Origin of the sequence: Citrobacter sp. CK199 (genome assembly GCF_030333285.1) — a bacterium.
Lineage (GTDB): Bacteria > Pseudomonadota > Gammaproteobacteria > Enterobacterales > Enterobacteriaceae > Citrobacter_B > Citrobacter_B koseri.
The window spans coordinates 719,077-729,900 of the sequence record NZ_JAOWGF010000028.1; the positions used below are offsets into that span (position 1 = coordinate 719,077).

Genomic DNA, 10,824 nt, shown 5'->3' on the forward strand with positions numbered 1-10,824 from the left:
GTGCCGGGGCAACCCGGTGCTGTTGTCCGTTTTAGCATCGGGCAGGAAAAGCCCGAAACCTGGAGAGCCTTTTTTGAGCCAGGAATACACTGAAGACAAAGAAGTCACATTGAAAAAGTTAAGCAGCGGGCGCCGACTTCTGGAAGCGTTGCTGATCCTTATTGCCCTTTTTGCCGTCTGGTTGATGGCAGCCTTACTTAGCTTTAACCCTTCAGATCCCAGTTGGTCGCAAACCGCATGGCATGAGCCTATTCATAATTTGGGCGGCGCGCCGGGCGCGTGGCTGGCTGACACGCTGTTCTTTATCTTTGGCGTGATGGCTTACACCATCCCGGTGATTATCGTTGGCGGCTGCTGGTTTGCCTGGCGGCACCAGAGCAACGACGATTACATCGACTATTTTGCCGTGTCGCTGCGCATTATCGGCGTCCTGGCGTTGATTCTTACCTCCTGCGGATTAGCCGCAATTAATGCTGATGATATCTGGTACTTCGCGTCTGGCGGCGTCATTGGCAGCCTGTTAAGCACCACACTTCAGCCTCTGCTGCACAGCAGCGGGGGAACGATTACGCTGCTGTGCGTCTGGGCAGCCGGTCTGACGCTCTTCACCGGCTGGTCCTGGGTGAGCATTGCAGAAAAACTGGGTGGCTGGCTGCTGAATATTCTCACTTTCGCCAGCAACCGTACTCGCCGCGATGACACCTGGGTCGATGACGACGAGTATGAAGATGATGACGAATACGAAGAAGATGAAGTGGTGGGCGCACAGCGCGAATCCCGACGTGCGCGCATCCTTCGTGGCGCACTGGCGCGCCGTAAGCGGCTGGCAGAGAAGTTCAGCAATCCGCGTGGGCGACACACGGATGCGGCGCTTTTCTCCGGCAAGCGTATGGATGATGAAGACGATATCGAATACAGCGCGCGTGGCGTGGCCGCCGATCCTGATGATGTGCTGTTCTCCGGCCATCGTGCGACGCAGCCGGAATATGAGGAATACGATCCTCTGCTGAATGGGCATTCGGTCACGGAGCCTGTTGCCTCCGCTGCTGCGGCGACAACGGCAACGCAAGCCTGGGCGGCGCCTGCCGAGCCAGTTATGTCTGCACCGTCGGCACCGGGTGCTGAAGCTGCGCCTGCGCAACCGGTGGTGGAATGGCAGCCTGTTCCGGGGCCGCAAACCGGCGAACCGGTCATTGCGCCTGCGCCGGAAAGTTATCCGCCGCAACCACAATATGCGCAGCCGCAAGCGCCACATAATGAACCGTGGCAGCAACCTGCGCCGACCGAGCCGCAACCGCAGTATTACGCTGAACACGCGTATGAACAGCCTGTGCCGCAGGTGCAGGAACCTGCGGCAGAACAACCCTGGCACCCTGAGTCGGTTTATCCGCAAGAGCCTGTTTATCAACACGAGCCGACTTTCGAGCCGCAACCGGCTTACCCGCAGGAACCGGTTCAGGATACGTATTATCAGCAGCAGCCCGCTGTTGAGCCGCCGTCTGCGGTGGAGCCTGAGCCTGTAGCAGAAGAAATTAAACCCGCCCGCCCGCCGCTCTACTACTTTGAAGAAGTGGAAGAGAAACGCGCGCGTGAGCGTGAGCAACTGGCTGCGTGGTATCAGCCGATTCCTGAGCCAGCGAAAGCGCCGGAGCCGGTTAAACCATCGGCACCGACAGCAGCTTCTGTGCCGCCTGTTGAATCCGTTGCCACGGTTGCGCCGTTGGCGGCAGGCGTCAAAGATGCAACGCTGGCCGCAGGCGCGGCGGCGGCATCCGCTGCACCTGCGTTTAGCCCGGTAAGCGGTGGTGCGCCACGCCCACAGGTTAAAGAGGGGATTGGCCCGCAACTGCCTCGCCCTAACCGCGTTCGCGTTCCGACCCGCCGTGAGCTGGCCTCGTATGGCATAAAATTACCGTCTCAGCGTATCGCGGAAGAGAAAGCGCGTGCGGCGGGGCGTCATCAGTATGATGCCGAAACGCAGTATACCGATGATGAAATTGATGAGATGCAGCAGGATGAGCTGGCACGTCAGTTCGCCCAGTCTCAGCAGCATCGTTATGGTTCCGAATATCAACATGACGCTCCTCAGGCAGAAGATGAGGATGCAGCAGAAGCTGAACTGGCTCGCCAGTTTGCCTCTTCGCAGCAGCAGCGCTATGCCGGGGAACAGCCTGCGGGAGCCCATCCGTTCTCGCTGGATGATTTTGAATTCTCGCCGATGAAAGCGCTGGTGGATGAAGGCCCGCATGAGCCGTTGTTTACTCCCGGCGTGATGCCTGAGCAGCCTGTTGCGCCGCAGCAGCCCATCGCGCCACAGCAGCAGTATCAGCAGCCGCAACAGCCGGTTGCGCCACAGCAACAGTATCAGCAGCCGCAACAGCCCGTCGCGCCACAGCAGCAGTATCAGCAGCCGCAACAGCCGGTTGCGCCACAGCAACCGTATCAACAACCGCAGCAACAGTATCAACAACCGCAACAACCGGCCGCGCCACAGCCGCAGGAAAGCCTGATCCATCCGTTGTTGATGCGTAATGGCGACAGTCGTCCGTTGCAGAAACCTACCACGCCGTTGCCGTCGCTGGATCTGCTGACGCCGCCGCCGAGCGCAGTGGAACCGGTCGATACTTTCGCGCTGGAACAAATGGCGCGCCTGGTCGAAGCGCGTCTGGCGGATTTCCGCATTAAAGCTGACGTGGTGAACTATTCCCCAGGGCCTGTTATTACCCGTTTTGAGCTGAATCTGGCGCCGGGCGTGAAAGCCGCGCGTATTTCTAACCTGTCACGCGATCTCGCGCGTTCACTGTCAACCGTTGCGGTACGCGTGGTAGAAGTGATCCCTGGTAAGCCTTACGTGGGCCTCGAACTGCCGAACAAAAAACGTCAGACCGTCTACCTGCGTGAAGTGCTGGATAACGCTAAATTCCGCGAGAATCCGTCGCCGCTCACCGTGGTGCTGGGTAAAGATATCGCTGGCGATCCGGTTGTGGCCGATCTGGCGAAAATGCCTCATCTGCTGGTTGCGGGGACGACGGGTTCCGGTAAATCGGTTGGGGTCAATGCCATGATCCTCAGCATGCTGTATAAAGCGCAGCCGGAAGACGTGCGTTTCATCATGATCGACCCGAAAATGCTGGAACTTTCGGTCTATGAAGGCATTCCACATCTGCTGACCGAAGTGGTTACCGATATGAAAGACGCCGCCAACGCACTGCGCTGGAGCGTTAATGAAATGGAACGCCGCTATAAGCTGATGTCGGCGCTTGGCGTGCGTAATCTGGCGGGCTATAACGAGAAAATTGCCGAAGCGGCACGGATGGGGCGTCCGATTCCAGACCCGTACTGGAAGCCGGGCGACAGCATGGATGCCCAGCATCCGGTGCTGGAAAAACTGCCGTATATCGTGGTTCTGGTCGATGAATTCGCCGATCTGATGATGACCGTCGGTAAGAAAGTTGAAGAGCTGATTGCGCGTCTGGCGCAGAAAGCGCGTGCCGCAGGTATTCACCTGGTGCTGGCGACTCAGCGCCCGTCGGTTGACGTTATTACCGGTCTGATTAAGGCCAACATTCCGACGCGTATCGCCTTTACCGTATCCAGTAAGATCGACTCACGCACGATCCTCGATCAGGGCGGCGCGGAGTCCCTGCTGGGGATGGGGGATATGCTTTATTCCGGCCCGAACTCAACCATGCCGGTACGTGTTCATGGCGCGTTTGTCCGCGACCAGGAAGTGCATGCGGTGGTGCAGGACTGGAAAGCACGTGGTCGCCCGCAATACATTGACGGCATCACCTCGGATAGCGAAAGCGAAGGGGGCGGCGGCGGTTTTGACGGCGGCGAAGAGCTGGACCCGTTATTCGATCAGGCGGTGAGCTTTGTGACCGAAAAACGCAAAGCATCCATTTCTGGCGTTCAGCGTCAGTTCCGTATCGGTTACAACCGTGCGGCGCGCATTGTCGAGCAGATGGAAGCCCAGGGCATTGTCAGCGAACAAGGCCATAACGGGAACCGCGAGGTGCTGGCGCCACCGCCGTTCGAATGATTGCAAAGATCGGTAAATAAATAAGAATTCAGTATTTTCTTCTTTCCTCATGCTGATTTTTGGCCTGGAATAGAGAGCAGAGGGAACTCCCCATCGGGAGTGACGTATTTTGAGGAATAATGATGAAAAAAATCGCAATCACCTGCGCATTACTCTCCGGCTTTGTGGTGAGCAGCGTATGGGCGGATGCCGCCAGCGATCTGAAAAGCCGTCTGGATAAAGTCAGCAGCTTCCACGCCAGCTTTACACAAAAAGTGACTGACGGCAGCGGCGCCGCCGTTCAGGAAGGCCAGGGCGACTTATGGGTTAAGCGTCCTAATCTGTTTAACTGGCATATGACGCAGCCCGACGAGAGCATTCTGGTCTCTGACGGGAAAACGCTATGGTTCTTTAACCCGTTTGTCGAGCAGGCAACGGCGACCTGGTTAAAAGATGCGACGGGCAATACGCCGTTTATGCTGATAGCCCGCAACCAGTCCAGCGACTGGCAGCAGTACAACATCAAACAAAATGGCGATGACTTTGTGCTGACGCCAAAAAGCAGCAGCGGTAACCTGAAACAGTTCACCATTAATGTGGGTCGTGACGGGACTATTCATCAGTTCAGCGCAGTGGAACAAGACGATCAGCGCAGCAGCTATCAGCTGAAATCTCAGCAGAATAGCGCTGTCGATGCTTCAAAATTTACCTTTACTCCGCCGCAAGGTGTAACGGTAGACGACCAACGTAAGTAGAGGCGCATGAGTGAGCAATCTGTCGCTCGATTTTTCTGATAATACCTTTCAGCCACTGGCCGCGCGTATGCGGCCAGAAAATTTAGCGCAGTATATTGGTCAGCAGCATCTGCTGGCTGCGGGTAAGCCTTTGCCTCGTGCAATTGAGGCCGGGCACCTGCACTCGATGATTTTGTGGGGGCCGCCCGGTACGGGCAAAACCACGCTGGCCGAAGTGATTGCCCGCTATGCCAATGCTGACGTCGAACGCATTTCCGCCGTGACTTCTGGCGTAAAAGAGATCCGTGAAGCCATTGAACGCGCCCGCCAGAACCGTAATGCCGGGCGCCGCACTATTCTGTTTGTCGATGAAGTCCATCGCTTCAACAAGAGCCAGCAGGATGCGTTTCTGCCGCATATCGAAGACGGCACGATTACGTTTATTGGCGCGACGACCGAAAACCCGTCCTTCGAGCTGAACTCGGCTTTGCTGTCACGCGCCCGCGTGTATCTCCTCAAATCCTTAACGACTGAAGATATTGAGCAGGTGCTGAATCAGGCGATGGATGACAAAGCGCGTGGTTATGGCGGCCAGGATATCGTTCTGCCGGACGAGACGCGCCGGGCGATCGCCGAACTGGTGAACGGAGATGCGCGTCGGGCGTTAAATACGCTGGAAATGATGGCAGACATGGCGGAAGTGGATGACAGCGGTAAGAGAGTATTATTACCCGCATTACTGACCGAAATCGCCGGGGAGCGCAGCGCGCGCTTTGATAATAAAGGCGACCGCTTTTACGATCTCATCTCCGCATTGCATAAATCGGTGCGTGGCAGCGCCCCGGACGCGGCGCTTTACTGGTATGCCCGGATCATTACCGCTGGCGGCGACCCGCTGTATGTCGCCCGACGTTGCCTGGCGATTGCTTCTGAAGACGTCGGCAATGCCGATCCTCGCGCAATGCAGGTGGCGATTTCTGCGTGGGATTGCTTTACCCGCGTCGGCCCTGCGGAAGGGGAACGGGCGATAGCCCAGGCGATTGTTTATTTAGCCTGTGCGCCGAAAAGTAACGCGGTTTATACCGCGTTCAAAGCGGCGCTGGCCGATGCCCGTGAACGCCCGGATTATGACGTGCCTGTGCATCTGCGCAATGCGCCGACGAAACTGATGAAAGAAATGGGCTATGGCCAGGAATACCGCTACGCGCATGATGAGCCAAACGCCTACGCCGCAGGCGAGGTTTATTTCCCGCCGGAAATAGCGCAAACACGCTATTATCATCCCACAAACAGGGGTCTTGAAGGCAAGATTGGCGAAAAGCTCGCCTGGCTGGCTGAACAGGATCAAAATAGCCCCACAAAACGCTACCGTTAGCGCGATCGTTGCGGTAATGTTGGCACTGTATCCCTGTGACTGCAGGCTGTGGTCACGTTTCCTATTTTAATTCGATAAGCACAGGATAAGCATGCTCGATCCCAATCTGCTGCGTAATGAGCCAGACGCAGTCGCTGAAAAACTGGCACGCCGGGGCTTTAAGCTGGATGTAGATAAGCTGCGCGCTCTTGAAGAGCGTCGTAAAGTTTTGCAGGTCAACACGGAAAACCTGCAAGCAGAGCGTAACTCTCGATCGAAATCCATCGGCCAGGCGAAAGCGCGCGGGGAAGATATCGAGCCTTTACGTCTGGAAGTGAACAAGCTGGGCGAAGAGCTGGATGCGGCAAAAGCCGAGCTGGAGAGCTTACAGGCTGAAATTCGCGATATCGCGCTGACCATTCCTAACTTACCGGCTGATGATGTACCGGTAGGTAAAGATGAAAACGACAACGTTGAAGTCAGCCGTTGGGGAACCCCGCGTGAGTTTGATTTCGACGTCCGCGATCATGTGACGCTGGGTGAAATGCACGCCGGTCTCGACTTCGCGGCTGCGGTTAAACTGACCGGTTCCCGTTTTGTGGTAATGAAAGGGCAGATTGCCCGTATGCACCGCGCGCTGTCGCAGTTCATGCTGGATCTGCACACTGAACAGCATGGTTACAGTGAAAACTACGTGCCGTATCTGGTGAACCACGACACGCTGTACGGTACAGGGCAGTTGCCGAAATTTGCGGGCGATCTGTTCCATACTCGCCCGCTGGAAGAAGAGGCTGACAGCAGCAACTATGCGCTGATCCCGACGGCGGAAGTGCCGCTGACTAACCTGGTGCGTGATGAAATCATCGACGAAGATGCGTTGCCGATCAAAATGACTGCGCATACGCCATGCTTCCGTTCTGAAGCGGGTTCTTACGGTCGTGACACGCGCGGTCTGATCCGTATGCACCAGTTCGATAAAGTTGAGATGGTGCAGATTGTGCGTCCAGAAGAGTCAATGGATGCGCTGGAAGAGATGACCGGCCATGCTGAGAAAGTGCTTCAGTTGCTGGGTCTGCCGTACCGTAAAATCGTTCTGTGTACTGGTGACATGGGCTTTGGCGCATGTAAAACCTACGATCTCGAAGTATGGATCCCGGCGCAGAACACCTATCGTGAAATCTCTTCCTGCTCGAACGTATGGGATTTCCAGGCGCGTCGTATGCAGGCACGCTGCCGCAGTAAGTCCGACAAGAAAACCCGTCTGGTTCATACTCTGAACGGTTCCGGTCTGGCGGTTGGGCGTACTTTAGTTGCCGTGATGGAAAACTACCAGCAGGCTGATGGCCGCATCGAAGTTCCAGAAGTATTACGTCCGTATATGAACGGACTGGAATATATCGGCTAATCCCCGCTTCTCTCTGCTTAAAAAGCGCCTCCGGGCGCTTTTTTTTATGCCTGTTTGACACCGGACAAGAATGGTTACCCCTTTGGGGGTAATACTACCTTTGAATGAAGATTAGCATTTATCGCTGATTTTTCTCATATTCATTATATACAAAACTATATAGCGATTTATTCGTTATATAAATAACTACATAACGAAGTGTCTGGCTTTTATCAATCGTGAGCAAGCAAAGTGAGTCATCATGAAAACGAATATCCCCGATGCTGTACTGGCAGCTGAGGTAACTCGTCGAGGCCTGGTAAAAACGACAGCAATAGGCGGGCTGGCAATCGCCAGTAGCGCATTGACTCTGCCATTTACCCGGATCGCCAATGCGGCTGACGCTATCAGCCCCAACGTATCCAGCGAAAAAATTATCTGGAGCGCTTGCACCGTTAACTGCGGAAGCCGCTGCCCGCTGCGCATGCATGTGGTGGACGGTGAAATCAAATATGTTGAAACGGACAATACGGGCGATGATAACTATGACGGTCTGCATCAGATTCGCGCCTGTCTGCGCGGGCGTTCTATGCGCCGCCGGGTTTATAACCCCGATCGTCTGAAGTATCCAATGAAGCGCGTTGGCAAGCGTGGTGAAGGTAAGTTTGAGCGCATCAGCTGGGACGAAGCCTATGACATTATCACCACCAATATGCAGCGTCTTATCAAAGACTATGGCAACGAATCCATCTATTTAAACTATGGTACGGGTACGCTTGGCGGCACGATGACGCGCTCTTGGCCGCCAGGAAAAACACTGGTTGCCCGGCTGATGAACTGCTGCGGCGGTTACCTCAACCACTACGGCGATTACTCATCCGCGCAAATTGCCGCCGGGTTAAATTACACCTACGGCGGCTGGGCGGACGGTAATAGTCCTTCCGACATTGAAAATAGTAAGCTGGTTGTGCTGTTTGGTAACAATCCGGGGGAAACCCGTATGAGCGGCGGCGGGGTAACCTATTACCTCGAACAGGCACGGCAAAAATCAAATGCGCGGATGATTATTATCGATCCGCGTTACACCGATACCGGCGCGGGTCGTGAGGATGAGTGGATTCCGATTCGCCCGGGTACGGATGCGGCGCTGGTAAATGCGCTGGCATACGTCATGATCACCGAGGATATGGTCGATCAGCCGTTCCTCGACAAATACTGCGTGGGTTATGACGAAAAAACCTTACCCGCCAGCGCGCCGAAAAATGGTCACTACAAAGCCTATATTCTGGGACAGGGTAGAGATGGTATTGCGAAGACGCCGGAGTGGGCGTCGCAGATCACCGGTATCCCGGCGGCGCGCATTGTAAAACTGGCGCGTGAAATCGGTAGCGCCAAACCCGCTTACATCAGCCAGGGTTGGGGGCCGCAGCGTCATGCCAACGGCGAAATCGTTACTCGCGCAATCTCTATGCTGGCGATCCTGACCGGCAACGTCGGCATTAATGGCGGCAACAGCGGTGCGCGTGAGGGATCTTACGATTTGCCGTTTGAGCGTATGCCAACGCTGGAAAACCCGGTCGAGACCAGCATTTCGATGTTCTTATGGACCGATGCCATTGAGCGCGGGCCGGAAATGACGGCGCTGCGTGATGGGGTTCGCGGCAAAGATAAACTCGACGTTCCCATCAAGATGATCTGGAACTATGCCGGTAACTGCCTGATTAACCAGCATTCCGAAATTAACCGTACGCATGAAATTTTGCAGGATGACAAGAAGTGCGAAATGATCGTCGTTATCGACTGTCATATGACCTCTTCAGCGAAATATGCCGATATTCTGCTGCCGGACTGCACCGCTTCTGAGCAGATGGACTTCGCGCTGGATGCTTCCTGCGGGAACATGTCCTACGTTATTTTCACCGACCAGGCCATTAAACCGCGCTTTGAGTGCAAGACTATCTATCAGATGACCAGCGAGCTGGCGAAGCGTCTCGGCGTGGAGCAGCAGTTTACCGAAGGGCGTACGCAAGAAGAGTGGATGCGTCATCTGTACGAACAGTCGCGTCAGGCGATTCCCGAACTGCCGACATTCGAAGCATTCCGCAAGCAGGGCATCTTTAAGCAGCGCGACCCTGAAGGTCATCACGTTGCCTATAAAGCGTTCCGTGACGATCCGCAGGCTAATCCGCTGACAACGCCGTCGGGCAAAATCGAGATCTATTCGCAGGCGCTGGCAGAGATTGCGGCAACCTGGGAACTGCCGGAAGGCGATGTGATCGATCCGTTGCCGATCTATACGCCGGGCTTCGAAAACTACAGCGATCCGTTGACCAAAGACTATCCGTTGCAATTAACGGGCTTCCACTACAAATCTCGCGTGCACTCTACCTATGGCAACGTGGACGTTCTGAAAGCTTCCTGCCGCCAGGAGATGTGGATTAACCCGATGGACGCGCAAAAACGCGGCATCAGCAACGGCGACAAAGTGCGTATCTTCAACGGTCGCGGCGAGTTGCATATTGAGGCGAAAGTGACGCCGCGCATGATGCCGGGCGTCGTTGCGTTGGGCGAAGGCGCCTGGTATGACCCGGATGCAAAACGCGTGGATCAGGGGGGATGTATTAACGTCCTGACGACCCAGCGTCCTTCTCCTCTCGCTAAGGGGAATCCGTCCCATACGAACCTCGTTCAGGTTGAGAAGGTATAAGGAGTAACCGATGACAACCCAATATGGATTTTTTATTGACTCCAGTCGTTGCACCGGTTGCAAAACCTGCGAACTGGCCTGCAAAGACTACAAAGATTTAACCCCGGACGTCAGCTTCCGCCGCATCTATGAATATGCGGGCGGCGACTGGCAGGAGGATAACGGCGTCTGGCACCAGAATGTCTTTGCCTACTATCTTTCCATCTCCTGCAACCACTGCGAAGACCCGGCCTGCACGAAAGTGTGTCCGAGCGGCGCGATGCACAAACGCGAGGACGGTTTTGTGGTGGTGGATGAGGATGTCTGCATCGGCTGTCGCTACTGCCATATGGCCTGCCCGTACGGTGCGCCGCAGTACAACGCCGCCAAAGGCCACATGACCAAATGCGACGGCTGTCATGACCGCGTTGCCGACGGCAAAAAGCCGATCTGCGTCGAGTCCTGCCCGCTGCGCGCGCTGGACTTTGGCCCGATAGAAGAGCTGCGGAAGAAACATGGCACGCTGGCGGCCGTTGCGCCGCTGCCGGGCGCGCACTTCACCAGACCGAACATTGTGATTAAACCCAACGCCAACAGCCGCCCGACCGGGGATACCACGGGTTATCTGGCAAATCCGAAGGAGGT

The 10,824-nt window shown here is 55.7% G+C and carries 6 protein-coding genes; all 6 read left to right on the top strand.

Translation table 11 applies throughout. The annotated features are described in order from the left end of the window. Window positions 1-73 precede the first annotated feature (73 nt). Window positions 74-4,042, top strand: coding sequence for a DNA translocase FtsK (gene ftsK, locus OGX75_RS18360; protein ID WP_286451371.1), 3,969 nt, complete (start codon window positions 74-76; stop codon window positions 4,040-4,042). Window positions 4,043-4,164: 122 nt separating this feature from the next. Beyond that, window positions 4,165-4,776 (top strand): outer membrane lipoprotein periplasmic chaperone LolA, encoded by a 612-nt coding sequence (gene lolA / locus OGX75_RS18365; RefSeq protein ID WP_024130482.1) that lies wholly within the window; start codon window positions 4,165-4,167, stop codon window positions 4,774-4,776. Window positions 4,777-4,786: 10 nt separating this feature from the next. After that, a complete protein-coding gene (gene rarA, locus OGX75_RS18370; RefSeq protein WP_024130481.1) occupies window positions 4,787-6,130 on the top strand; it encodes a replication-associated recombination protein RarA in 1,344 nt (447 codons plus the stop codon). A gap of 91 nt (window positions 6,131-6,221) precedes the next feature. After that, window positions 6,222-7,514: a serine--tRNA ligase gene (gene serS / locus OGX75_RS18375; protein ID WP_012133033.1), complete on the top strand. Its 1,293-nt coding sequence runs from the start codon at window positions 6,222-6,224 to the stop codon at window positions 7,512-7,514. A gap of 241 nt (window positions 7,515-7,755) precedes the next feature. Continuing rightward, entirely contained in the window at window positions 7,756-10,200 is a 2,445-nt protein-coding gene (gene dmsA, locus OGX75_RS18380; RefSeq protein ID WP_115609430.1) for a dimethylsulfoxide reductase subunit A, read from the top strand. A gap of 10 nt (window positions 10,201-10,210) precedes the next feature. Continuing rightward, window positions 10,211-10,824: dimethylsulfoxide reductase iron-sulfur subunit DmsB (locus OGX75_RS18385; RefSeq protein WP_012132456.1), on the top strand; the 614-nt coding region annotated here is incomplete at its 3' end.